Below are 22,864 nucleotides of genomic sequence, written 5' to 3'. Positions count from 1 at the left end.
TAATCCTCTTCCTTTAAAAAATTGATTTGTAATCTAAGACATCCGCAAAACGTTCTTCCCAAATATTCTCATAAAATTCATTGAGCGTTTCTGCTGGGATATCCTCTCCATCAAAGGTTGTGACAGCACCTTCTGGAATGACCAGCTTGTAGCCGTATTCAAATCCCACTTTGACGGATGTATCGACACAATATTCTGTCTGCATACCACACAGGACCAGTTGTTCAATCCCTTGTTGATCCAAGTATTCTTTTAATCCTGTCTCTTTAAACATGCTATTGTATCGCTTCTGAAATACCTTTTCATTCTCCTGTCTTTTCAACAGGGGCGATAATTGCCAATCTTCTGAGGCTAAAGCCTCTGGCGTTTCGATATGCTGTATGTAGATAATTTCAACCTGCTGTTTTCTAGCCTGTTCTTGTAAATAAGCAATCTTCTCTAAGAGCTTTCCTGTCTCAAAACCTGTTTCCACTAAGATATTTTGTACATCGATAATGATAAAAGCTGTCTTCACTCACTGCTCCTCTTTCAAATACTTCACAAAGGCGTTATAGGTTTCAAGGGTTTGGGGATAAATGGGCAATCCTTGGTGAGCCAAGTGTTCGACTGTGCGAGCCGTCTCATAGGCCACGGCACGATCCAAGGAGACTTGGGCGATGTCACGAGCTTGCTCTACCCCCGGAAAAGCCCGGTTGTGCTCAATATAATCGGCCACATAGATAATCTTGTCTAAAGTTGACATCTGTCCGCTTCCCACGGTGTGAATCTCAATACTCCGAAGAATGGCTGGATCTGTCAGTCCTAGATCTTCTTGGATCTTGTAAATCCCAACCATCCCATGCCAGACATTATTGCCCCAATTTTTTAATGTTGGATCCAGCTCATAGCGATCGATCAAATCGAGAAATTCCTGATCTGATAATTTCTTGGCATAGTCATGCAACAAACCTGCTAGTCCAGCCTGCTCTTCATCAGCCCCATAGCGTTTGGCCAAGTCACGCGCAGCTTTCTCAACCCCTAAACAGTGGGTTAGCCGTTTTTCTGGCAAGATTTGACCCATTTTTTCAAGTAAGACTTCACGAGAAAAGCCGAGATAGTTTTCATAGGTCATTAATACAAACCTTCTTTCTTGATGTAGTCCAATACTGGCTTTGGCAACATAAAATTGGGCGTCCGACCTTGGGCGATAAACTCTCGCACCATGCTAGAAGAGATGTCCATAAGAGGAACATCGACCCAGATCACAGGATAGGAGGTTCCCGCCTTGTAACGGGGACGTTGAACACCGACAAACTGCACCATCTCCACTAATTCGTCAATCCGATACCATTTTGGCAGGTAGTCAACCATATCCGCTCCAATGATAAAGTAATAGTCTGTATCTGGGTCTCGCTCATTGAGCAGCTTCATCGTATCGTAGGTATAGGAGATCCCTTTACGCTCTAGCTCAATCGTCTCGATCTCCAGACCTTCAATACCATCAATGGCTAGTTCGAGCATTTTCAGACGATGACCTTCATCTATGGTTTCTTTTTTATCCACATGCGGAGGCTCATATTCTGGCATGAGAAGAACCTTGTCCAAGCCTAATTGCTGGCGGACTTGATCTGCAACTACAAGATGGGCATTATGGACGGGATTGAAATTCCCTCCGAGGATTCCCACTTGTTTGCGTTTCTTATCTTTGATCTCTGGCTCTAACTCCACCTTGGTAAAGGGGGTTAATAGTTCAATGGCCATATACCTGCTCTCCTGTGTCTCTTAGATTTCTTTTACTTTGACTGAAATCTTCCGGTTTTCTTTTTTGCTTGATTGTTTGTATAAGATGAGGATGCGTCCAATTTTTTGAACTGTATCCACACCAATTTCTTCTTCCAAGATTTCTGCTACTTCATGGATATTCTCATCCGTATTTTGAAGAAGGGTCACTTTGATCAGTTCGCGCGCATCAAGCGCTTGGCGCACACTGGTTTTGATTTGGTCATTGAGCCCATTTTTCCCGATTTGGATAATGGGTTTGAGGCTGTGGGCTTGGCTGTTGAGGAAAGCCCGTTGTTTGGATGTTAATGTCATGCTTTTTTCATGGTTTCTTTTTTGATACTTTTCTGATGTGGTGGCAGTCGTCAGCGACCTCCTAGCGGAGTTCCATGACTTAAATTTGAGCCTAAAGTCTCAAATTTTCCGCGGCTAAGTAGTAAAATATCTACTTAGGCTTTCACCACAGCGAAAAGTATCCTTTCTAGGCTCGTTGCACTCGCCCAGTCTATAAAGAAACTATTTCCTTTCAAATTTTTAAATAATAGCTTTGCGGGTAACGACGGCGACGCCTTCTGGTGCCCAGACGGCTACTTTGGCTTCTCCATTGACGCGGATCCAGCCGAGGCCTGAAATGACCAGGTCTGTCTTGTCCTTGATGGTAAACTCATGGGAAATCAAAGGTGGGAATTCTTCTTTTTCCTTGCTATTGGGAGGAGTTAGTAAGCCACCGACATGCTTGTCATAAAAGGCGGTCGCTCCTTCTAGCTTGGTTCGGTGAAGCTTGAGTTCATTATCAAAGAAGGCGGTGAAGCCTTGCTTTTCTCCCTTGATAAAGTCAAACCGTCCCAGACCACCCAAGAAGAGGGTTTGCTCTGGATTGAGCTGATAAGTCTTGGGTTTGATTTCCTTTTTAGGGCTGACATACTTGAGGTTTTTTGCCGTCAAGTAATGAGCCATTTGGTGGCGATGAATAATCCCCGGTGTATCGTAGATGTAGGATCCATCGTCCAATGGGATTTCAATCTTGTCCAGTGTCGTCCCTGGGAAGCGAGAGGTCGTGATGATATCCTTGTCTCCAGTGATTTCTTGGATAATCGCATTGATGAGGGTCGATTTCCCTACGTTTGTCACACCCACCACATAGACATCACGTCCCTTGCGGTACTGCTCAATCTTTTCCATCAAATCCTTGATAGCACTCTTGTTTTGGGCAGAGGTGAGGACCACATCGACAGGACGCATGCCTTCTTCGTGGGCCCGCTCCATCAACCAATGGGTCACCTTGCTATCCTTGACAGACTTAGGCAAGATGTCCTTTTTATTTCCGACTAAAAGGACATCATTTCCTGCTACAAAGCGTGGTAGGCCAGGGATAACGGATCCATTAAAATCAAAAATATCCACTACATTGACCACGAGTGCATCACTATCCCCTACTTCGTGAAGGAGCTTTAGGAAATCATCATCTGTCAGATGCACATCTGTGATTTCATTGTAGTGACGGAGACGGAAACAACGTTGGCAATAGACTTCGCCTGTTTCCAAGCCCTTTTCAAGAGCTGATTGGGGAGTATAGCCTAGCCCCTCTTTGTTTTCTGTCTGAATGGGCGCTCCACAGCCAATACAGAATAATTCTTCCATTCTTAAATTCCTTTTTTATATACAATCGGACCATATTTTTCGGCCATTTGCTTCATGACACGGCGTTCACGCGCCCGGTTGATCTGGGTCTTGATGGAGTCATGCTCAACCAAAGGTTTGACCAAAATCGAACGAATGCCCGCCCGATGGGCAGCCCGGATATCCGTCATCAGTTGATCCCCGACCATGACCACTTCATTTTTCTCATAGTGGAAACGTTTGAGAGCCCGATCAATCCCAAAAGTAAAGGGCTTGAGCGACCAGGCTTCATAGTCAATATCAAATTTCTCAACAGCGCGCTTGACCCGTTTGGGACTATTATTAGACACCACGATAACCCGAATCCCTCCGTCACGAAGGTCATGCAACCACTGGCGCATCTCAGGAGTCCCATCCGGATTATTCCAAGCAATCAAGGTGTTATCCAAATCCACAAGGACTGCCTTAATACCTTGTTTTTTCAAGTCTGCAACGGTGAGATCATAGGCTGCTTCCACCGCAAAATCTGGTTTGTAATTTTCGATTGACACGTTTTTCTCCATTTTTTATATTCTCTTCATTGTAGCATAAATAGACGTATTTTGCACTTGCTTCGTTGTCTCCCCTTTGTAAGAGGACCCATTCTATCTCTTTGATATTCCCTAAAATAGACAAAATCGTTACAAAGTTCCAAAAACGTGGTATAGTAGAAGAAAAAAATACGCGGAAGAGTTATGATAACAAAAGAAAAAAAAATGAGGGAGGTCTCCCCTCTCCTCCAAAAAATCATCAATTGGTCCTCCATCGTTGGGGCCCTGGCAACCCTTGCTTTCTGTATCTGGGCCTACTTTGCTGGCATTCTCCAATCCAAGGAAACCTTGTCAGCTTTTATTCTCCAAGCAGGCATCTTTGGACCACCTCTCTTTATCTTTCTTCAGATCCTTCAAACAGTGGTCCCTATTATTCCTGGCGCTCTAACGTCTGTCGCTGGTGTCTTTATCTATGGCCACATCATTGGGACCATCTACAACTACATCGGCATCGTCATTGGCTGTGCCATCATTTTCCACCTCGCGAGAATGTACGGGCCTAAATTTGTCCAGTCTATGGTCAGCCAGAAGACTTACGACAAATATATTAACTGGCTCAACGAAGGCAAGAGGTTTGATCGTTTCTTCATCTTCATGATGATCTGGCCTATCAGTCCAGCGGACTTTCTCTGCATGCTAGCTGGATTGACCAATATGACCTTTAAGCGCTATATGACCATTATTATTCTCTGTAAACCGATTACTCTGGTCATCTACACTTATGGTCTCACCTATATCATCGACTATTTCTGGCAAATGACCTAAAAAAGATGTTGGGCAAACACCCAGCATCTTTTTTATAGAATTCCTTTTTCTTTTTGAATGATGAGGTCTTTCAGAGAGATCAGAAGAACTGCTAACAAAATCATCCCCATCCCAATAAAATCAATCGCATAGAACTGATCGTTCATGATCATATAAGCGAAAAATACAGCGGAAATAGGTTCGATAGAAGCTAATAAACTCCCCTTGACTGCCCCGACCATCGAGGTTCCTTTAAGAAAGACCGTATAAGCAAAAATGGTTCCTAACACAATCAAGCCAAAGAGGGCCCAGAGGTTATCCGAAGAATAGTGTCCTTGAAAGGATACCAAGCCACTAAAAGGAACCATGAGAATCCCTGGCAAGAGCATGCCCACCCCAATGACCAGCATGCTTCCCCATTTTTTGATTAAATCGAGGGGTAAAATGATATAGAGAGCGTAGGCAAAGGCCGAAAACAAGCCCCAGCCTAGACCCTTGGGCGTAATAGCCAATTGATTCAACTGTCCATGGGTTGCAATCAAGAAGGTCCCCCCAATTGCTAACAGCATGGAAGCAATCTCTGAGACAGTAGGCCCTACGCGATCCTTGATGCAGGTATAGGCTAAAACACCAACTGGGCAAACGTATTGAAGCACTGTTGCAGTTCCAGCATTGGTTTCTGCAATAGCGATCAGATAGGTCAACTGAGTCAATAGCAAGCCCAAAAATGCGAAGAGAATCAAAGAGATATAAGAGCTTTTATCCTTAAAAAAGGCAACAAACTTCTCCTTATCGGACAGATAAGCAAAGAGAAGGAGGACGGCACCTGCAATCAGCAGGCGAATATTGGTCAAGATAATGGCCGAAAAACCATGTGCCATCAAATATTGCCCACTGACTCCAGAAAGCCCCCAGGCAATTCCAGCAATCACGGTCATCACGGTTCCTTTGAAAGATGTAGACATGTTGCCTCCCAAAACGAATTAATACAGTACTCGACTTCTTCTCTATTCTATCACAAAAACCAGCCCAAAAGGGCTGATTTTTATTGGATTTATAAACTATTTTAAACCCTAGATGAAGAAGAAACTACTCTTCTTTTCTTCCTTTTTTCATCATGCCAAATCCAAGACCTGTCAAGAGGGAGAGGCCAGCAAGGCTAGCAAGTCCAGACGATTGTTCTCCTGTAGCAGGCAACTCGTCTGTTTTCTCTGATGATGGTTTTTCTTTGACGATGAAATCTTTGATCGGTTGTTCTAGGTCCTGATGAGATAAGGCATCAACTTGAGGGGTCAGGTCTTGCTCTGTTAGGAGATATTCTGGTTTTTCCAAGACTGCAGGAGCTACAAAAGCACCTTGAACCGGAAGTCGCAGAACGGTAGCCGTTAATGCATCTAGTCGAAGTCCTGTTTCTGTCCAAGAGATTCCTTTCGGATCAGTTAGATTGCTAATACCTGCGCGTTCACCATCCACTAGAACATCCGCCTTTCTAAAGCGTTCGAAGTCCGTTCCTAATGCAAAGTCACGCGCCTTGGTATCCGCATTGACTAACACCAAGTATACTTCTCCATTACTTGCTGTGATTTGGTAGCCAATCACCTGATCCTCTTCTTCAACTCCATTCTCACCTGGAATCGTCAAGAGCTTGACGCGGTTCTTCACTTCTTCCATGTTATCCATGCGGAAGGCGTCTGTTGACTTACGAAGGGCAATCAATCCTTTGGTGAAGGCGCGAGAGCGCGTATTCTCTGGATAGAGGGCTTCATTGGTTGCTTTTTCCCAATCAAAGTGGTTGATGGCATCGCTTGAGTCATAAGAATCGTGGATGAAGTAAGGGTAGTCAAATGGTTTTCCATTTTCATCTACCAATAAATGAGATTTGTTTGGAACCTTGTCTTCGGTAACAGGCGTGCGGTAAGCTGGATCCTTGAATTGCTTGGTTCGACCATATTCCTGACCAGAATGAAGGAACGGTGTTCCTTGAGCTGTCAGAACGAGCAGGTTTCCGAGACGCAAGCGACGATGAATCTCTGCATTATTGGCTGGGATACTAGGGTCCTTCTTGATAGACTGAGATATAATATCAAAGAGGGTCAAGTTATCATGGGCCGCAATGTATTGGATGACATCACCTGGGCTATCTGCCTCAAAGTTGGTTGGTTGCGCGATGAGATTCTTAAAGATGGTCGCAATCTTCCGTTTTCCATTGGTGATAAAGGCTGGTTGTCCCTCATTTGGATAGCCAGATTTTAGATTGTTTCGAACATCATCTGAGAATACGGCAACGGTGTCTGTTTTCTTCATCCAGGATTGGTCTGCTGGTTGTACTGGACTGTTTTCATCACCTGCATAGGTCACCCAGCCTTCACCCAACATGATGAGATTTGGATTTAGAGCACGAGCTGCCTTGTAGGCTTCTTCGATAGAGGCTGCATCATGGTCTCCCATCATGTCAAATCGGAAACCATCCACCTTATATGTATCCACTAAATACTTGATCGAATCGACCAAGACCCGTTTGGACATGTAGTGGGTTGTTCCCAAGCGTCCACCACCAAAGCTTGTTCGAGGCGTACCGTCCGCATCCATGAAATGATAGTAATTCGGCTCGATATCCTCAAAGATGTCCACGTTAGCTGTGTGGTTATAGACAACGTCTAGTACCACTCCCATTCCACGTTTGTGGATTTCATTGACCAAATTCTTGAATTCTTCAATTCGTTTTTGAGGATTGCTTGGATCTGTTGAATACATCCCTGACAAGGCGAAGTAGTTCTGTGGATCATAGCCCCAGTTGTAGTTGCTATTGCTTGAGGCATACTCTAACAAGCGCTCGCTGTTTTTCAATTCATTAACGTGATAATAAGACAGAACTGGCAAGAGTTGAACGTGCGTTACACCAAGGTCTTTGAGATAATCTAATTTTTCAACAAAGGAAGCAAAGGTCCCAAATTGGCTCTTAAGCTCTGATGCCAAAGCCGGATCAGAAGTGAAGTCGCGGACATGGGCTTCATAGATGATAGCATCTTCTCGCTTCTTAAAGTTTGGAATGGACGCATAGGTTAAGTCGCTCGGACCTAATCTACTTGGATCCACAAAGGCTGCTTTTGCTACCTTATGAACCGCATCTGTCTTGGACAATTCACTATTCCAAGCTGCCAACGATTTGGCATACGGATCAAGGACCGTGAAGGTTTTTCCTTGGCGTTCGATTTCATACTGGTAGAAATAGCCCGTATAATCTTGGATATCCAGTCCTGAATCAGCAGAAAGGGTCTGCTTCCAAGTGCCTCGCTCCCCTTTTTCTAGAGCCACACGGCCAACTAGTTTTTCAGAATCGTTCTTGTCATAGATGACAACGGATACCTTGTCCGCACTTGGTGACCAGAGGGTGAGATCAACCTTCTTCCCTCCTTCATGAAGATGAGCTCCGAGAGTTCCATCATAGCTATAGGCTTCATCCTTGAGGCGCCAGTTCATTTTAGTTGTAAAGCGGTCATTGTCGTATTGAACCGTATAGGATTGATCAACCTGAGAGAAATCCCCTGTATAGGTCACTTTCTTTCCAGCTTCATCTAAAAGCAGGTCCGAGATGGTAACTGGATTACCCTGAGCATCCGTGATCTTGGTCCGCTTGAGCAATTCTTCTTTCTGTGCCCCTGCCAAGGTCGAGAAGCTGGCTTCAATCTTTTCCTTACCGACATGTTGGGCACCCGTCATACGGATATCGTTGACATAGTATGGGTTGGTGTAAACAGTCGGATCATCGTCCCGTAAGAAAATCTGGCTGTGGTTCTTCAAGTCAGCAAATTTATAATCTTCTTGTCGAATTTTCACATCGTCTCCAGACTTACTCTCATCCAATAATAAGAAACCAAATTCTTTTGCAGCTTCCTTTAGGGGGATATCAATGTAACGACCGTATTTCCCTGTCGCTGTAAAATCTGTCCCATCCGGCCAGGCAGCACTGCTCGGATTCTCTACATCTCCCCAATACCAGAGAGATTTTTTGTCATAATTTCCATCTGTCCGATAATAATTGACTCTGACCATTCCCTCTGCTTGAGGCTGATAAGAATAGACTTTAAATTTGTCATCTAACCAGGCTTCATTCATTTTTGGAGAGAGTAATTCAATGGACTTGTCCCCTGTGATATTGTCCCCTTTAACATTGTTGATGAGGAAGCTAATCTTCTTAGCCTGATCATTTTTAAGCTTGACATCTAGATAATAGCCGTAGTCATCTGTCTTTGCATCCTTAAAGGATTGAGCACCCGTCGGCCAGTTTTCCGAAGGTTTTTCAACATCATCCCAGGTCCAGAGCCCCTGAGTTTCCTTGTTTTCTTCTGGTAGCTTTTTCACATGAATCCGGATGGTCTGATCAGCAATCGGCTCCTCTGCCTTCTCAGACTGAGGAGAAGCAACCTCTTCAGTGAGGGCGCTTACATTTTCAGGCGCAGTGACACTTTCTTCCGCCACTTTTGGAGTTTCACTTGTCTCAGTGTTCGCAGCTGGCTTCACATCTGATGAAGAAGTGCTTGCTTCATTTGACGGGGTTGCCACCACTTCTGAAGCTGTTGCGGGGGGATTGACCACCTCATCCGCACTGACTGGACCAGCAAAGGCTGTTAAGAGGGCCAAACTCGTCGCAATCGCCACCGAACCAACGCCATTTTTCAATCGACGAATCGCATAGACGACTTGTTTATCGCCTGTTACAGAAGAATTCTGTTTCATATTTGTCTCCTTAAAATGATTAGTGTTCAACCAGTATAGCATGTAAAAATTATTTATGCAAGCGTTTTCTCAATTTATACTATCTTTTTATATTGTCCTCCCTATTTTTAAAAAAACCAGCCCAAATGGACTGGTTTTATTCTGTAAGGATGTAGTACATTATGGCTCAACCAAAATCTTGATTTGCGATTTATCTTGCGTTAATTCGATAAAGCCATCTTGAACAATGTTTTCCAATTTGATTTTCTTGGTAACCAATTTTTCAGCAGAGAAATAGCCTTGTTCCATCAATTCCAATACTTTAGGGAAGATGTGGCGATAAGCGATAATCCCTTTGAGGGTCTTTTCTTGAATGGCGAATTCGTTTGGATTGATGCTGGCTTCGCGTTCCCAAATGGATACGACCATACACTCACCTGCCTTATGGACAGCTGCCAAAGCTTGTCCAAGAACAACAGGAACCCCTGTTACTTCATAAGACACATCCGCTCCCCCATCCGTCAAACGATGGATGGCTTCTACGACTGTTTCACCTTCTTCTGGACGAACCACAATGGCACCTAGCTCTTCTGCTTTGGCTTGACGTTCAGGGGACAATTCAACCGCATAGATTTTTGAAGCACCAGCTGCACGAAGGGCTTCCACGATTAAGAGACCGATAGGCCCCAAACCAAAGATAACAGCTGTATCTCCTGCCTTGATAGCAGATTGACGAACTGCATAAACGGCTACAGCAGCAGGTTCTGTAAGCGCTGCTTGCTCATAGCTCAAGCTATCTGGAATCACATGGACCAAATCTCCATCTAGGACACAGTATTTAGCAAACCCACCATCTGCCGCAAGACCGACGAAGTTCAAATTTGGATCAAGGTTATAATCACCAATTAAGTTGTGTTTTGCTAAAATTGGCTCGATCGTCACACGATCACCGACTTTAACACGAGTCACATCGCTTCCAACTTCAACAATTTCTCCAGCAAACTCGTGACCGAGGGTAACGGGTGCTTTTTGACCAGAATAGACATGCTCTTCTGTTGGAATGAAGATTGGTCCATCCAAGTATTCATGCAAGTCTGTCCCACAGATTCCCGTGAATTTGACCGCAACCTTTACTTGATGAGGTTGTACTTTAGGGACTTCTACTTCTTCGATACGAACGTCCTTCTTGCCATGCTAGCGAGCAGCTTTCATTGTTTCCATATGATTCTCCTATTTTTCCATGAATTGCAATTCCCTTTCAGGAAACCCGACAAGCATATTGTAAACCCTTTCACAAACTTTGTCAAGAAGAAACAGACGGTTAATATCTTAATTATCGGTCCGAGATGACTCTAATTTCCAACCGACAATCCAGCCCAGAACAAGAAGATAATTTTCAAAAGCTCCAATAGCATTTACTGGCAAATGATAGTTGAGATAAGCAAATAAATGATTGGTCCCAATCCCAAGCCCACCAATGATCAAGGCCAATAAAACCGTACGAAGATAAAACCAATCATATTTGAGATTGACAGCAATCAGGATCACAAGGACCGCCACATTCCAAATCCCAATCTCCCGTTGCCAACCGACAGAAATACCATATCCCGAATGACTTCCCATATAAGTTGGAAAGAAGAGCTGAAAGATAATCGCTCCAGACATGGCGATGATAACCAGGACAAATAAGACTCTTAAAAATTTGTTCATGTAACTCCTCCTAATGCCAGTTGATATGTAATGATCTTTCCTATTCTAACACAATTTTATGGATAGTAAAAACCAACCTTTCGGCTGGTCTTTCTCTATTACTCTTCTTTCAACTTCGCTAATTCTTGGGCAAGTAACTTGAGGGCTACCTGTGGGTTGGCTTGACCTTTGGTTGCTTTCATGAGGAAACCTGTGAAGGCCTTGTCCGCATTCCGCTTCCCTGACTTGAAGTCAGCTACGGCTGCTTCATTGTCTGCAAAGACTTGGTGGATGATTGGGATCAAGACTTCAGGGTCTGAAATTTGTACCAATCCAGCTTTTTCGACGTATTCACGCGCACCACCACCGTTTTTCGCCAAGTGAACAAAGACTTTCTTGGCAATCTTAGAAGAAATGGTTCCATCTTCGATGATGGCAATCATTTCGACCAAATTTTCCGGTGTCAATTGGATTTCTTCCAGCGTTTTGCCTTCTGCGTTCAAGAATTGTGCGACTTCACCTTGGAGCCAGTTAGACACTTGTTTGGCATCGCCACCAAGGGCTACAGCTGCTTCAAAGAAGTCAGAAGTGACTTTCGTCGCTGTCAATTGGTTGGCATCATAGTCAGACAAGCCAAGCTCTGCCACATAGCGAGCACGACGGTCTTTTGGAAACTCTGGCAACTCTGTACGCATTTCCTCGATCCACTCATCTGAGATTTCAAACAAGGGAAGGTCTGGTTCTGGGAAGTAACGGTAATCCGCTGCTCCTTCTTTGACCCGCATAAGAATCGTGCTCTTATTGGCTTCATCGTAACGGCGTGTTTCTTGACGAATAATCCCACCTGAACGCAAGATTTTCGCTTGACGCTCCACTTCGTATTCAAGACCTTTACGGACGTTTGAGAAGGAGTTCAAGTTTTTCAACTCAGTCTTGGTACCAAATTCCTCTTGACCGTACGGGCGAAGGGAAATGTTGGCATCTACACGCATCGATCCTTCTTCCATCTTGACGTCAGAAATACCAGTGTACTGGATGACTTCTTTCAAAGCTGTCAAATAGGCGTAGGCTTCTTCAGGAGAACGCATATCTGCTTCAGATACGATTTCGATCAATGGAACCCCTTGACGGTTGAGGTCTACATAAGAGAAACCGTCTGTTCCGTGGGTGTTCTTACCGGCATCTTCCTCCAAGTGGGCACGTTCAATCCCGATTTTCTTAGTTGAGCCGTCTTCCAATTGCACTTCAATCCATCCGTTGTATCCGATTGGCTCGTCAAATTGCGAAATTTGGTAGGCCTTTGGATTATCAGGGTAGAAATAGTTCTTACGGTCAAAGTGCATGTGCTGATGAATATCCATATTCAGCGCCAAAGCAGCCTTGATACCAGCGTCTACAACACCCTTGTTCAAGACAGGAAGCACCCCTGGGAAAGACCAGTCAATCACATTAGTGTTAGCATTTTGCTCGTTCCCAAAGTGAGCAGAGGTTGGTGAGAAAATTTTTGAGTTTGTATTCAATTCAACGTGGACTTCAAGTCCGATGACTGTTTCAAAGTTCATTAATTGTCACCTCCGAAAATAAGGGGTTGTTGCTTGTGGTAATCCGTCGTTGCTTCAAAGGCAGCTGCAGCTTGGTAGATGGTTTCTTCAGAATACTTGGGACCAATCAACTGCAAACCAACTGGAAGACCTTGCGCAAAACCTGCAGGAATCGAAATCCCTGGAAGACCTGCCAAATTGACTGGAATAGTCAAGAGGTCAGCCAAGTACATGGCAACCGGGTCGTGGTTGAGCGAATCCAAATCAAAGGCCACGCTTGGAGCTGTTGGCCCAAGGATAAGGTCATAATCTGCAAAGACTTTTTCGAAGTCTTGGATAATGAGGGTACGAACTTGGCCAGCTTTCTTATAGTAGGCATCGTAGTAACCAGATGACAAACTAAAGGTACCCAGCATGATCCGACGTTTAACCTCATCACCAAAGCCTTGGCTACGAGTATTCACGTAGATGTCATCTAAGTTCTTGGCATCTTCCGCACGGAAACCATAGCGAATCCCGTCGAAACGTTGCAAGTTTGAAGAAGCTTCAGATGAAGCGATGATGTAGTAAACGGCAACCCCGTATTTAGAGTGTGGAAGGCTAACTTCTTCGACAGTTGCTCCCAATTTTTCAAAGTGTTTGGCTGCATTAAGGATGGTTTCTTTGACTTCTGGATCGATCCCTTCACCAAGGTACTCCTTAGGAAGGGCAATCTTCATGCCTTTAATGTCTTGACCAATCTTAGAAGTAAAGTCTGCTACACGAACAGGTGCAGAAGTTGAATCCTTGGCATCTTCGCTGGCAATGACATTAAGCAATTGGGCATTTTCCTTAACCGTTGGTGAGAAAGTACCAATTTGGTCAAGTGAGCTACCAAAGGCAATGAGACCAAAACGTGAAACTGTTCCATAAGTAGGTTTGAGACCGACGATTCCGTTGAAGGCGGCCGGTTGACGGATGGAACCACCTGTATCTGAACCAAGAGACAAACGGACTTGCCCTGAAGCTACAGCTGCAGCAGAACCACTTGACGAACCACCAGGCACCTTGCTGTGATCCCAAGCATTCTTGGTTGGTCCATAATATGAAGTTTCACCAGATCCACCCATGGCAAATTCATCCATGTTGGTCTTCCCGATGACAATCATATCTTTTGCTTTGGCATTGGCAACAGCTGTCGCATCAAAGATGGGCTCGTAGTTATAGAGCATTTTTGATGCTGCAGTGGTCAAGATGCCATCTGTTGAGATATTGTCTTTAACTGCGAGCGGAATCCCTGACAGAAGGTTATCTGCATCGATTCCTTTTTCATCAATGGCCTTAGCTTGCGCAAGAGCAGCTTCTTCGGCCACCGTTACAAAGGCATTGACTGCTTCTTCACGCTCCTTGATATCATCAAGCGTCGCTTGTGTCAATTCAGTTGCCGAAATTTCCTTAGAGACAAGGAGGTCGTGCAACTCTTCAATGGTTTTATGGTTGAATGACATTAGGCATCTCCTCCATCTTCTAGGATAGCTGGTACCTTGATGTAGTAGTTATCTTTTTCAGGTACATTTTTAAACAAGCGGTCACGGTCCGTCCCTTTTTCAGCAACATCCGGACGCAATACGGTCTTACGATCCGCCATGGTTGTTGTTGGGGCAACACCGGTTGTGTCCACTTCTTCCAACAATTCCACCATGTCGACAATTTTCGATAAGGTTGTCGCAAACTCAGCTGTCTCTTCTGGAGAGAATTTCAATTTTGAAAGATTGGCAACGTGGGTTACCTCTTCTTGCGTAATTTTCATCTTGCTTCCTTTCGTGAAATGATGATTTTTCAATACCCTCTATTTTACCATATTTTTAGTATTTATGCGGTAGTTTGGCAAGAAAATAGAGTCCGAGGAAGGCTAGGCATTAGGCCATTCTCCTCGAACTCTAATCTTACAATTCTTCTAATTGTTCATTCACCACTTTTGCTCCCAAAACATGTTTGAAATGATTTAAAGCAAACTGGTGATTTTCAGGAGTGAGCGACGCCACTGCAGGCGCGACCACTTCGATCCGATAGCCCAGATTATAGGCATCTACTGCTGTATGGAGGACACAAATGTCCGTTAAGACTCCCGTCAAAATAACCGTATCTACGCCACGTTCCCGGAGGCGAATATCCAAATCAGTTCCTGAAAAAGCAGAATAATGACGCTTGTCCATCCAAAAGACGCGTAGATCCGCTTTGTGCTCCCGATAAAAATCAGCTAAGGGACCATACAAATCCCGTCCACTAGTCCCAATGATATTATGAGGTGGGAAGAGCTTGCTTTCTGGATGAAAGGGGTCGTCTACATCATGAGCATCAATCGCAAAAAAGACATAGGCCCCTTGGTCAAAGGCTAGCTGGGTCACCTGGGCAATGCTCTCGGAAATAGCTTGTGCAGGAGCTCCTGCCGTTAGCTTACCTTCATCCGCTACAAAATCAACGGTGTAGTCAATCGAAATTAACGCTTTAGTCATTAGTAGTCTCTTTTCTTAATTTCTTCAAAAATATCTGGGATCAAGACTTTGAGGTAGGTTCCCTTCATCCCAAGAGAACGGCTTTCAATAATACCGGCTGACTCCAATTTCCGCAGCGCATTGACAATCACAGAGCGGGTAATACCAATCCGATCCGCAATCACAGAAGCGGTCAACTGCCCTTCATTTCCCTTCAATTCACCGAGGATGGCAGATACCGCCCGCAATTCTGAATAAGACAAAGTATTCACAGCCATATTGACCGCTGTCCGGCGACGAATGTTTTTCTCGTCTTCCTCTCGTTGGAAGTTCAACATTTGAATCCCAACTACGGTACTGGCAATCTCAACCAAGATCAAATCATCATCGTCAAACTCTTTGTCATTGCGCCAGATAATCAAAGATCCCAAACGAATCCCAGATACATGGATAGGGGCAATGGTCGTCAAGCCTTCTGGAAAATCAGATTTGGTCTCTACTGGAAAGACTGTCAAATCATGTTCGATAGGAAGGTTGGCTTCTGTTTCATAGACTAAACTAGCTGCTTTAGCATAATCTTCAGGTAATTTTTTATTTTCAAAGAAGGCTTCTACCCGGTCATTGTTGGTTTTGTAGCGCATAAAATAACCAAGAAGAGTTCCCTTGCTATTAATAATACAAGCATTACAATGAATGATATCAGCCAGTTGACGGGCAATTGCATTATAAGGCATTTCATCTTGCAACTGTTCTTCAGAACGTTTCAAGATAGATGTAATTTTTCTCGTTTTTTCTAATAATTTAGCCATAATAAACCTCGCATATAGTCAGCTAAAGTATATCATATAAGTGAGGGAATTTCAATCAAATTATCTGAAAATTATTTATTTTTTCTACAATTCTATTCAATTCAGAAAAATTAGTCTTATGTAACAAAATATTCGCTGGATTCATTCAAAAAAAGAAACCGCCTATTAGCGATTTCTCTTACACTTATCGTTTGTATTGTTTTAAGAAACGAGTCATCTTCTCTTGAATTTGAGCCAATTCTTCTACTCGAGGAAGGTAAACAATCCGAAAATGATCCGGCTCTTTCCAGTTGAATCCACGTCCGTGAACCAAGAGAACCTTTTCTTGTTTTAAGAAATTCAAGACAAACTGCTCATCATCATCTACCCGGTACATTTCACGATCAATCTTAGGGAAGATATAAAGACCAGCTTTTGGTTTGACAGCTGAAAGCCCTGGGATATCGTTGATGGCCTTGTAGATAAAGTTCCGTTGCTCGTAGATTCGACCACCTGGGAGCAAGAGTTCGTCCACTGACTGGTAGCCTCCCAAAGAAGTCTGAACCACTTGTTGGGCCAAGACGTTTGAACACAGACGCATATTGGAGAGCATATTGAGCCCTTCGATATAGCCCTTCACATGGTGTTTTGGTCCAGACAAGACCATCCAACCCACACGGAAGCCCGCGATGCGGTGTGATTTGGACAAACCGTTCATGCTGACACAGAACAAATCTGGCGCGAGACTAGCAATGGCTGTGTGTTTGGCACCATCCATGACCAAGCGATCATAAATTTCATCTGCAAAGATAATCAAGCCATGTTGACGAGCAATTTCGACAATTTCCAAAAGAATCTCATCTGGATAGAGAGCTCCGGTCGGGTTATTTGGGTTAATCACGACGATAGCCTTGGTGTTTGAAGTGATTTTCGACTTGATATCATCAATATCAGGATACCACTCAGCCTCTTCATCACAAACATAGTGTACTGCATTTCCACCTGCTAGGCTGACCGCTGCTGTCCAAAGAGGATAGTCTGGCATTGGCACAAGTACTTCATCTCCATTATCCAGCAAGCCTTGCATGGACATCACAATCAACTCACTGACACCATTTCCGATATAGATATCATCAATCTCAACATTCGGAATCTTTTTCAATTGGCTATACTGCATAATGGCCTTACGGGCAGAAAAAATTCCTTTTGAATCCGAATACCCTTCACTATCCCGAGCATTCATAATCAAATCATGAATGACTTCGTCGGGAGCCGTGAACCCAAATTCAGCCGGATTTCCTGTATTTAAGCGAAGGATTTTCTCCCCGTTTGCCCGCATGCGCATCGCTTCTTCTAAGACTGGACCACGAATATCGTAAGCAACGTGCTCTAGCTTGACGGACTTATTGTATTCTTTCATGATTTTTTCCTCACTTTATCAAACTGCTTCCATTATACCACTAGTTAATCTGGAGTACAACTGAGCAACCTCTTTCATTCTCAATGAAATCCTATAGATATCTGATTTGACCTTTACTTTCTATGGTAAAAGGTTTAAAATATAATTATAGGTAACATAAATGGGTTCTTCCATTTCTTTTCACGTTTTCAAGCAGTAAAGGAGGACGGAACATGTCTCAAAAATACGAAAACATCATGGTTGCAGTTGATGGATCTCGCGAAGCTGAACTTGCTTTTGAGAAAGGGGTCAATGTTGCGTTGCGAAACGGATCTAAACTTACCCTTGCTCATGTCGTTGATACACGTGCCTTACAAAGTGTCTCTAGTTTTGATGCTGAGGTGTATGAAGGATTCCAAACAGAAGCTAATGAACTATTAGAAGGGTATATCAAGCGTGCTAAAGAAGCCGGTGTCCAAAACATTGCTTCGGTGATTGAAATGGGGAATCCAAAAGTCCTCTTAGCGACTGATATCCCAGAAGAAGAGGGAGTTGACCTCATCATGGTTGGGGCAACTGGTCTCAATGCTTTTGAACGTTTACTAGTCGGGTCTTCATCTGAATACATCCTCCGCCATGCCAAAGTCGATTTGTTAGTGGTTCGTGAGACAGAAAAGACCTTATAAACTTTATAAAAACCAAAAGGTGTGAAGGAAAACGAATTTCCTCACACCTTTTTATTTTCTTCAGATTCTGCTGTTTTTTCAGAGCAGTGTTTTTGATAAGCTTTGATTTGCCGTTCTAGCTCTTTTTGAATGTCTGGCTCAGGGGCATACTTTTCTTCCCAGTCGTCCGGTTTTAAAATTTTATGCGTGACTTCATCAAAGTGAGCCTGACCATCTGGGAAAATCTTCCCCATGTTTGCGCGGTGTACAATCTCAAAGACTTCTTCAGGATCGACCCCCATTAGAACAAAACTACCATAAGTCAGATACAAGGTATCAATCAAGGCATCGACCTGCCCCACCATGGAGATCTCAGCTGGATGCTTGCTACGAACCTTATTGGCTGCCTCATCTAGGGCTTGATGCAAGCTTTCGATTGAACGATCGAAGGTTGCTTCATCCTTGCTCGCTGCTCGAATAAATTCAACCAATTCTTCCTGCTTAAACATAGTTCGGTAAAGAGCCTCTTGATTATCCCAGGCCTTTGGTTCTTCCTGAGTTTGACCATCCATGAGTTGATGGAAGGCTTTGACCTTATTAAAGTGATCGTCGCGACTGACAAAAAGAGGCTGATCTGTAATAATTCCAAAATGTTCCAGCGCTTTTTGAATTCCGTCTTTGGTATTACTGGTCGTTGTGTGCTGAGCCACTTCTTTGACCCTGCTGGTTCCATTGCCCATCGCAATCGACAAGCCAACACCCGAGAGCATCTCTAAGTCATTATCCGAATCTCCAAAGGCCATCACCTGGTCCATTGAAAAGCCAAACTCCTCTCCTACAATCCGAATCCCTTCCATTTTTGAGTTATCTGGATTGATGACGTCCGCCGCGAAGGGGCTGGAACGCGTAAATTTTAATTCAGGAAAAGCTTGCTCAACTTTTTGAGTGTCTTTAGGACTAGCTAATAAGAGAACCTGATAAACCGGTCCTTGGGCAATTTGTTGCAGTTGCTTTTGGTCTTGAGGGACAACCTTGCTAACCACCTTGTTGAAGCCCTGACTAACTGCCTTTGAAAAGCCTTTTGGTACAAACCGTGCAGACCATAGAGAAATCGGACTCAGACCAAAACTCATAATGCGAGAGCCTTCAACTCCATCTTCTGTTCCTAAGGCGATTTCGATGCGATGTTTTTTTGCGTAGTCAATCAAGTCATGCAGATTCTTCTTATCAATTGGAGAAGCAGATAAGATCTTGTCCTTGGTAAAAATATACTGACCATTATAGGTGACCGCAAAATCAAAGTCATAGCGCTCGATAAAAGGACGGACAAAGAAGGGTCCTCGCCCTGTTGCCAAACCAACAAAAATTCCTTGTTCCTTTAAGGCGCGAATGGCTTTTTCAGTTGACTTCAAGACCATTCGACTATCATTGACCAAGGTTCCGTCAATGTCAAAAAAGACCGCTTTTATTTCCATGATGACTGCTTTCTTTCCGTTTTATGATACAATAAATTATAACACACATTCGAAGGAGACACACATGATTAAGAAAATTTTGGCCCTTCATACAGGAGGGACCATCTCCATGCAGGCGGATGCCTCTGGGGCTGTCGTGACCAATTCATCCAACCCCATGAACCATATTGATCTGTCACTGGCAGGGGTTGAGCTTACTTCAGAAGATTTTTTAAATTTACCCAGCCCTCATGTAACTCCTCAGCACATGTTGCAACTCTATCATAAGATTCAGAAAGAGGCTTCCCAGTATGATGGGATTGTCATTACCCATGGTACCGATACTCTTGAAGAAACAGCCTACTTCTTAGATACCATGGACTTGCCAACTATTTCGGTAGTCCTGACAGGAGCCATGAGAAGCTCCAATGAATTAGGAAGCGACGGCGTTTATAACTATCTGACTGCCATCCGAGTTGCAGCAGATCCCAAATCACAAGACAAGGGTGTCTTGGTCGTGATGAATGATGAAGTCCATGCAGCCAAGTATGTGACCAAAACACATACCACCAATGTCAGCACCTTCCAGACCCCCACACATGGCCCTCTAGGCTTGGTCATGAAAAAAGAAGTTCTTTTCTTCAAAACAGCTGAACCCCGTGTGCGTTTTGATTTGCGAGAAATCAAGGGAGTTGTCCCCATCATTTCAGCCTATGCGGGCATGAAAACAGAACTCCTTGACCTACTAGATGTCCAACAAATGGATGGTTTGATCATTGAAGCCTTTGGAGCTGGAAATCTTCCTAAGGAAGTAGCTGAGAAACTCTTTGAATTTCAAGAGGCTGGCCTTCCTATTGCCTTGGTGTCCCGTTGCTTCAATGGAATTGCAGAACCTGTCTATGCTTACGATGGGGGCGGAGTCAAACTTCACGAGCATGGCATCTTCTTTGTAAAAGAGCTCAATGCAGTCAAAGCCCGGTTGAAACTATTGATTGCTCTCAATGCTGGATTAAAAGGTGATGAATTAAGAGACTATATGAAAGGGTAGAATAAGGATAGAAGGTGTGATGCTAGATACGTCCGCCTTTTAGATTTAAAAATAGCTTTGATGGACTGAGATAATGATTGACAAGATGAATTTCAACATGGTTCGCATAGCTAGGACCTCTTTTCTATTTTTTACGATTATAGGTCCACAAACTTAAAATAAGATAAAAAGAGAGTGGGACAGAAATCGGTAATTCGTTAGAATTCGATTTCGTCGTCCCACCTCCGCACAGTTGAGTAGGACTGTAAAAGCTGATGAAATCAGCGTAGTAGAGTCCACTCAACCACTGCGTCTTGATCGACAATCCAAAAATAATTGAGAGGCTAGGACTTTTGTCCCAGTCTCTTTCTTATTCTTTCTTAGTCCAGGTGTTCTTTCTGTTCCAAATGTAGAGACAGACAGTGCCAATCTGGATGCTCTCGCCAATTAGGAGTCGTGACCACCTGAACAGCTACCTTTCGTGCTTCCTCTAAGATTGGATAATCTTCAATGAGGTTGGCCACTTGAAATTCTGGTATACCTGATTGACGCGTTCCAAAGATTTCCCCAGAGCCTCGTAGCTTGAGGTCTTCTTCTGCCAAGACAAACCCATTAGTGGTTTCGGTCATGATTTTCATCCGACGCTTACCAGATTCTGTTTTGGGATTGGCAACTAATACTGCGTAAGACTGCTTATCACCACGCCCTACCCGACCTCTCAACTGGTGCAATTGGCTCAAACCAAAGCGGTCTGCATCCATGATAATCATGACGGTAGCATTGGGAACATTGACGCCGACCTCGATTACAGTTGTAGAAACTAGTAAGTCAATTTCTCCCTGCTTAAAGGCCTGCATAATGGCCTCTTTTTCTTCCCCCTTCATCTTACCATGAAGGAGAGCAATACGGGCTCGGTCTCCGAAGTATGCAATCAATTCTTCCTCTAGAGCAATAGCATTTTTGAGGTCCAAGGCTTCAGATTCTTCAATCAAGGGAGAAATGACGTAGGCTTGGGAGCCTTTTTGAATTTCTTTGACCAGCCAATCCAAGACTAAATTTAACTGTTGATGCTTGACCCAGCGGGTGATAATCTCTTTTCGACCTGCTGGCATTTGGTCGATAATCGAAACATCCATATCCCCAAAAGCAGTGATTGCCAGGGTCCGGGGGATTGGGGTCGCTGTCATCATCAAGACATCCGGATTTTGGCCCTTTTCACGCAGTATCCGTCTTTGGGCTACACCGAAACGGTGCTGCTCATCAATAATGACCAAGCCAAGATCATGAAAATGAACCCCCTCCTGAATCAAGGCATGGGTTCCCACAATAAGGTCCACTTGCCCTGTCTGAATCAATTCCAAACGGTCTCGTCTCTCCGCAGCTTTTAGACTGCCTGTTAAAAGAAGGATTCTAAGACTAGGAAAGAGAGAGGTCAAACTTTGTAAATGTTGCTCAGCTAGGATTTCAGTTGGGACCATCAAGGCTGCTTGCTTGCCAGCTGTTACAGCAGCATACATGGACAGTCCAGCAACGACGGTCTTCCCGCTTCCGACATCTCCTTGCAAGAGACGATTCATGTGGTGAGGAGAACGCATATCTGCTAGAATTTCGTTCAGACTTCGCTCCTGGGCTTCTGTCAACGTAAATGGAAGTTTAGCTTGAAGAGCTTTTAACTTCTTCTCATCCCAATCCAGCACAATTCCCTGTCCGACGGAACGATTTTCTTCCTTCAAGACCTGCAGTTGCAATTGGAAAAAGAGCAGTTCTTCAAATTTTACGCGTCTCAGGGCCTGCTTGTATTCTTCAAGATCCTTAGGAAAATGCATGGCCCTGACTGCTTGTCTGCGAGAAAGCAAGTGGTACTTGTCCATTAAGATTTGGGGGAGATTTTCTTCCAATAGCTGATCTAAGCCAGCTTCAAAAGCCGTTTTGATGACCTTTACTAGAGCAGACTGGCTCACCCCCTGAGACAAGCGGTAGACCGGTTGCAAGTCATCTTCGACTTGGGCTAACAGCTTCATCCCTGTCAAGGCTCCTTTGGCCTTATCCCACTTACCAAAGACAGCCACCGTTTGCCCTAGTTCAATCTTGTCCGCCAGATAGGGCTGGTTAAAGAAACTCACCGCTAGGACCAGCTCTCCTTGTTTAATGGTAAAGCGAAGACGGTTACGCTTGTAACCATAATACTGGACACTGGCTGGAGTGGCAACAATTCCAGAAACAACTGCTTTTTCTCCATCTTCCAGGTCCAGAACATTTTTTGATTTAAAATCTTCATACCGAAATGGGAAGTAGAGCAAGAGATCCTCAACCGTTTCGATTCCCAATTTCTTGTATTTCTCTGCTGATTTCGGTCCAATTCCTGGCAGGACAGAAAGTGGTTGGTGTAAGTTCATTCT

General features: G+C 44.0%; 21 protein-coding genes. 3 read left to right on the top strand and 18 right to left on the bottom strand.

From position 1 onward, the window contains the following. Positions 1–13: 13 nt before the first annotated feature. From AC3E8G_RS01520 to AC3E8G_RS01495, 6 genes are all read right to left on the bottom strand, one after another. Complete coding sequence (locus AC3E8G_RS01520) at positions 14–514, bottom strand: cysteine hydrolase family protein (RefSeq protein WP_233331217.1); 501 nt, start codon at positions 512–514, stop codon at positions 14–16. Beyond that, positions 515–1,111 carry a bis(5'-nucleosyl)-tetraphosphatase (symmetrical) YqeK gene (yqeK, locus tag AC3E8G_RS01515; protein ID WP_233331216.1) on the bottom strand — a complete coding sequence of 199 codons (597 nt, stop codon included), beginning with the start codon at positions 1,109–1,111 and terminating at the stop codon, positions 515–517. Further along, positions 1,111–1,740, bottom strand: a complete 630-nt coding sequence (locus AC3E8G_RS01510) for a nicotinate-nucleotide adenylyltransferase (protein WP_129270137.1) — start codon at positions 1,738–1,740, stop codon at positions 1,111–1,113. The genes yqeK and AC3E8G_RS01510 overlap by 1 nt, the downstream gene beginning before the upstream one ends. Before the next feature lie 21 nt (positions 1,741–1,761). Then, positions 1,762–2,073, bottom strand: a complete 312-nt coding sequence (gene yhbY / locus AC3E8G_RS01505; protein WP_006595720.1) for a ribosome assembly RNA-binding protein YhbY — start codon at positions 2,071–2,073, stop codon at positions 1,762–1,764. A 219-nt stretch (positions 2,074–2,292) separates the two neighbouring features. After that, entirely contained in the window at positions 2,293–3,399 is a 1,107-nt protein-coding gene (gene yqeH / locus AC3E8G_RS01500) for a ribosome biogenesis GTPase YqeH (protein WP_031575855.1), read from the bottom strand. A 2-nt stretch (positions 3,400–3,401) separates the two neighbouring features. Then, a complete protein-coding gene (locus tag AC3E8G_RS01495) occupies positions 3,402–3,929 on the bottom strand; it encodes a YqeG family HAD IIIA-type phosphatase (protein ID WP_045759146.1) in 528 nt (175 codons plus the stop codon). A 183-nt stretch (positions 3,930–4,112) separates the two neighbouring features. Here AC3E8G_RS01495 and AC3E8G_RS01490 point away from each other — a divergent pair, with 183 nt between their 5' ends. Further along, complete coding sequence (locus AC3E8G_RS01490) at positions 4,113–4,733, top strand: TVP38/TMEM64 family protein (protein ID WP_061454661.1); 621 nt, start codon at positions 4,113–4,115, stop codon at positions 4,731–4,733. Between the two features lie 32 nt (positions 4,734–4,765). Here AC3E8G_RS01490 and AC3E8G_RS01485 read toward each other — a convergent pair whose 3' ends face one another. The 10 genes from AC3E8G_RS01485 to AC3E8G_RS01440 all read right to left on the bottom strand — a co-directional run bounded on the left by AC3E8G_RS01485 (position 4,766) and on the right by AC3E8G_RS01440 (position 17,340). Further along, a complete protein-coding gene (locus AC3E8G_RS01485) occupies positions 4,766–5,677 on the bottom strand; it encodes a DMT family transporter (protein WP_272080174.1) in 912 nt (303 codons plus the stop codon). Between the two features lie 124 nt (positions 5,678–5,801). Then, entirely contained in the window at positions 5,802–9,449 is a 3,648-nt protein-coding gene (locus tag AC3E8G_RS01480) for a pullulanase (protein WP_490676856.1), read from the bottom strand. 159 nt (positions 9,450–9,608) lie between these two features. After that, positions 9,609–10,601 (bottom strand): 2,3-butanediol dehydrogenase, encoded by a 993-nt coding sequence (locus tag AC3E8G_RS01475; RefSeq protein WP_490676868.1) that lies wholly within the window; start codon positions 10,599–10,601, stop codon positions 9,609–9,611. Positions 10,602–10,757: 156 nt separating this feature from the next. Continuing rightward, positions 10,758–11,138: a hypothetical protein gene (locus AC3E8G_RS01470; protein ID WP_490676855.1), complete on the bottom strand. Its 381-nt coding sequence runs from the start codon at positions 11,136–11,138 to the stop codon at positions 10,758–10,760. 98 nt (positions 11,139–11,236) lie between these two features. Continuing rightward, complete coding sequence (gene gatB / locus AC3E8G_RS01465) at positions 11,237–12,679, bottom strand: Asp-tRNA(Asn)/Glu-tRNA(Gln) amidotransferase subunit GatB (protein WP_049474046.1); 1,443 nt, start codon at positions 12,677–12,679, stop codon at positions 11,237–11,239. Continuing rightward, complete coding sequence (gene gatA, locus AC3E8G_RS01460) at positions 12,679–14,145, bottom strand: Asp-tRNA(Asn)/Glu-tRNA(Gln) amidotransferase subunit GatA (RefSeq protein WP_490676854.1); 1,467 nt, start codon at positions 14,143–14,145, stop codon at positions 12,679–12,681. The genes gatB and gatA overlap by 1 nt, the downstream gene beginning before the upstream one ends. Further along, entirely contained in the window at positions 14,145–14,447 is a 303-nt protein-coding gene (gene gatC, locus AC3E8G_RS01455) for an Asp-tRNA(Asn)/Glu-tRNA(Gln) amidotransferase subunit GatC (protein WP_002884769.1), read from the bottom strand. Before gatC ends, gatA begins: the two co-directional genes overlap by 1 nt. A 136-nt stretch (positions 14,448–14,583) precedes the next feature. Further along, positions 14,584–15,153, bottom strand: coding sequence for a cysteine hydrolase family protein (locus tag AC3E8G_RS01450; RefSeq protein ID WP_490676853.1), 570 nt, complete (start codon positions 15,151–15,153; stop codon positions 14,584–14,586). Continuing rightward, positions 15,153–15,941 (bottom strand): GTP-sensing pleiotropic transcriptional regulator CodY, encoded by a 789-nt coding sequence (codY, locus tag AC3E8G_RS01445; protein WP_154857454.1) that lies wholly within the window; start codon positions 15,939–15,941, stop codon positions 15,153–15,155. The genes AC3E8G_RS01450 and codY overlap by 1 nt, the downstream gene beginning before the upstream one ends. A gap of 184 nt (positions 15,942–16,125) precedes the next feature. Further along, the gene (locus AC3E8G_RS01440; protein ID WP_023024219.1) at positions 16,126–17,340 is read right to left on the bottom strand and encodes a pyridoxal phosphate-dependent aminotransferase; all 1,215 of its coding nucleotides are present in this window, start codon (positions 17,338–17,340) and stop codon (positions 16,126–16,128) included. 212 nt (positions 17,341–17,552) lie between these two features. Here AC3E8G_RS01440 and AC3E8G_RS01435 point away from each other — a divergent pair, with 212 nt between their 5' ends. Beyond that, positions 17,553–18,005 (top strand): universal stress protein, encoded by a 453-nt coding sequence (locus AC3E8G_RS01435; protein ID WP_048716469.1) that lies wholly within the window; start codon positions 17,553–17,555, stop codon positions 18,003–18,005. A 41-nt stretch (positions 18,006–18,046) separates the two neighbouring features. On the opposite strand, the gene AC3E8G_RS01430 is transcribed toward AC3E8G_RS01435, so the two are convergent. After that, positions 18,047–19,459 carry a Cof-type HAD-IIB family hydrolase gene (locus tag AC3E8G_RS01430; RefSeq protein WP_490676852.1) on the bottom strand — a complete coding sequence of 471 codons (1,413 nt, stop codon included), beginning with the start codon at positions 19,457–19,459 and terminating at the stop codon, positions 18,047–18,049. Between the two features lie 64 nt (positions 19,460–19,523). Between AC3E8G_RS01430 and AC3E8G_RS01425 the strand changes: the two genes are divergently transcribed. Further along, positions 19,524–20,486 carry an asparaginase gene (locus AC3E8G_RS01425; RefSeq protein ID WP_490676851.1) on the top strand — a complete coding sequence of 321 codons (963 nt, stop codon included), beginning with the start codon at positions 19,524–19,526 and terminating at the stop codon, positions 20,484–20,486. Positions 20,487–20,845: 359 nt separating this feature from the next. Here AC3E8G_RS01425 and recG read toward each other — a convergent pair whose 3' ends face one another. Beyond that, a complete protein-coding gene (gene recG / locus AC3E8G_RS01420) occupies positions 20,846–22,861 on the bottom strand; it encodes an ATP-dependent DNA helicase RecG (protein WP_272080140.1) in 2,016 nt (671 codons plus the stop codon). Positions 22,862–22,864: the final 3 nt, after the last annotated feature.

The organism is Streptococcus sp. SCPM-O-B-15294 (M123) (assembly GCF_058200455.1).
Note: the sequence above shows the minus strand (reverse complement) of the source record. Positions and strands in the feature narration are given on the sequence as shown.

What these genes read in the sequence shown, in the direction of transcription:
- yqeK (WP_233331216.1), bottom strand. Translation starts at nt 1,111, where the DNA reads ATGACCTATGAAAACTATCTCGGCTTTTCTCGTGAAGTCTTACTTGAA.
- AC3E8G_RS01510 (WP_129270137.1), bottom strand. Translation starts at nt 1,740, where the DNA reads ATGGCCATTGAACTATTAACCCCCTTTACCAAGGTGGAGTTAGAGCCA.
- yhbY (WP_006595720.1), bottom strand. Translation starts at nt 2,073, where the DNA reads ATGACATTAACATCCAAACAACGGGCTTTCCTCAACAGCCAAGCCCAC.
- yqeH (WP_031575855.1), bottom strand. Translation starts at nt 3,399, where the DNA reads ATGGAAGAATTATTCTGTATTGGCTGTGGAGCGCCCATTCAGACAGAA.
- AC3E8G_RS01490 (WP_061454661.1), top strand. Translation starts at nt 4,113, where the DNA reads ATGATAACAAAAGAAAAAAAAATGAGGGAGGTCTCCCCTCTCCTCCAA.
- AC3E8G_RS01485 (WP_272080174.1), bottom strand. Translation starts at nt 5,677, where the DNA reads ATGTCTACATCTTTCAAAGGAACCGTGATGACCGTGATTGCTGGAATT.
- AC3E8G_RS01480 (WP_490676856.1), bottom strand. Translation starts at nt 9,449, where the DNA reads ATGAAACAGAATTCTTCTGTAACAGGCGATAAACAAGTCGTCTATGCG.
- AC3E8G_RS01470 (WP_490676855.1), bottom strand. Translation starts at nt 11,138, where the DNA reads ATGAACAAATTTTTAAGAGTCTTATTTGTCCTGGTTATCATCGCCATG.
- gatB (WP_049474046.1), bottom strand. Translation starts at nt 12,679, where the DNA reads ATGAACTTTGAAACAGTCATCGGACTTGAAGTCCACGTTGAATTGAAT.
- gatA (WP_490676854.1), bottom strand. Translation starts at nt 14,145, where the DNA reads ATGTCATTCAACCATAAAACCATTGAAGAGTTGCACGACCTCCTTGTC.
- gatC (WP_002884769.1), bottom strand. Translation starts at nt 14,447, where the DNA reads ATGAAAATTACGCAAGAAGAGGTAACCCACGTTGCCAATCTTTCAAAA.
- AC3E8G_RS01450 (WP_490676853.1), bottom strand. Translation starts at nt 15,153, where the DNA reads ATGACTAAAGCGTTAATTTCGATTGACTACACCGTTGATTTTGTAGCG.
- codY (WP_154857454.1), bottom strand. Translation starts at nt 15,941, where the DNA reads ATGGCTAAATTATTAGAAAAAACGAGAAAAATTACATCTATCTTGAAA.
- AC3E8G_RS01440 (WP_023024219.1), bottom strand. Translation starts at nt 17,340, where the DNA reads ATGAAAGAATACAATAAGTCCGTCAAGCTAGAGCACGTTGCTTACGAT.
- AC3E8G_RS01435 (WP_048716469.1), top strand. Translation starts at nt 17,553, where the DNA reads ATGTCTCAAAAATACGAAAACATCATGGTTGCAGTTGATGGATCTCGC.
- AC3E8G_RS01430 (WP_490676852.1), bottom strand. Translation starts at nt 19,459, where the DNA reads ATGGAAATAAAAGCGGTCTTTTTTGACATTGACGGAACCTTGGTCAAT.
- AC3E8G_RS01425 (WP_490676851.1), top strand. Translation starts at nt 19,524, where the DNA reads ATGATTAAGAAAATTTTGGCCCTTCATACAGGAGGGACCATCTCCATG.
- recG (WP_272080140.1), bottom strand. Translation starts at nt 22,861, where the DNA reads ATGAACTTACACCAACCACTTTCTGTCCTGCCAGGAATTGGACCGAAA.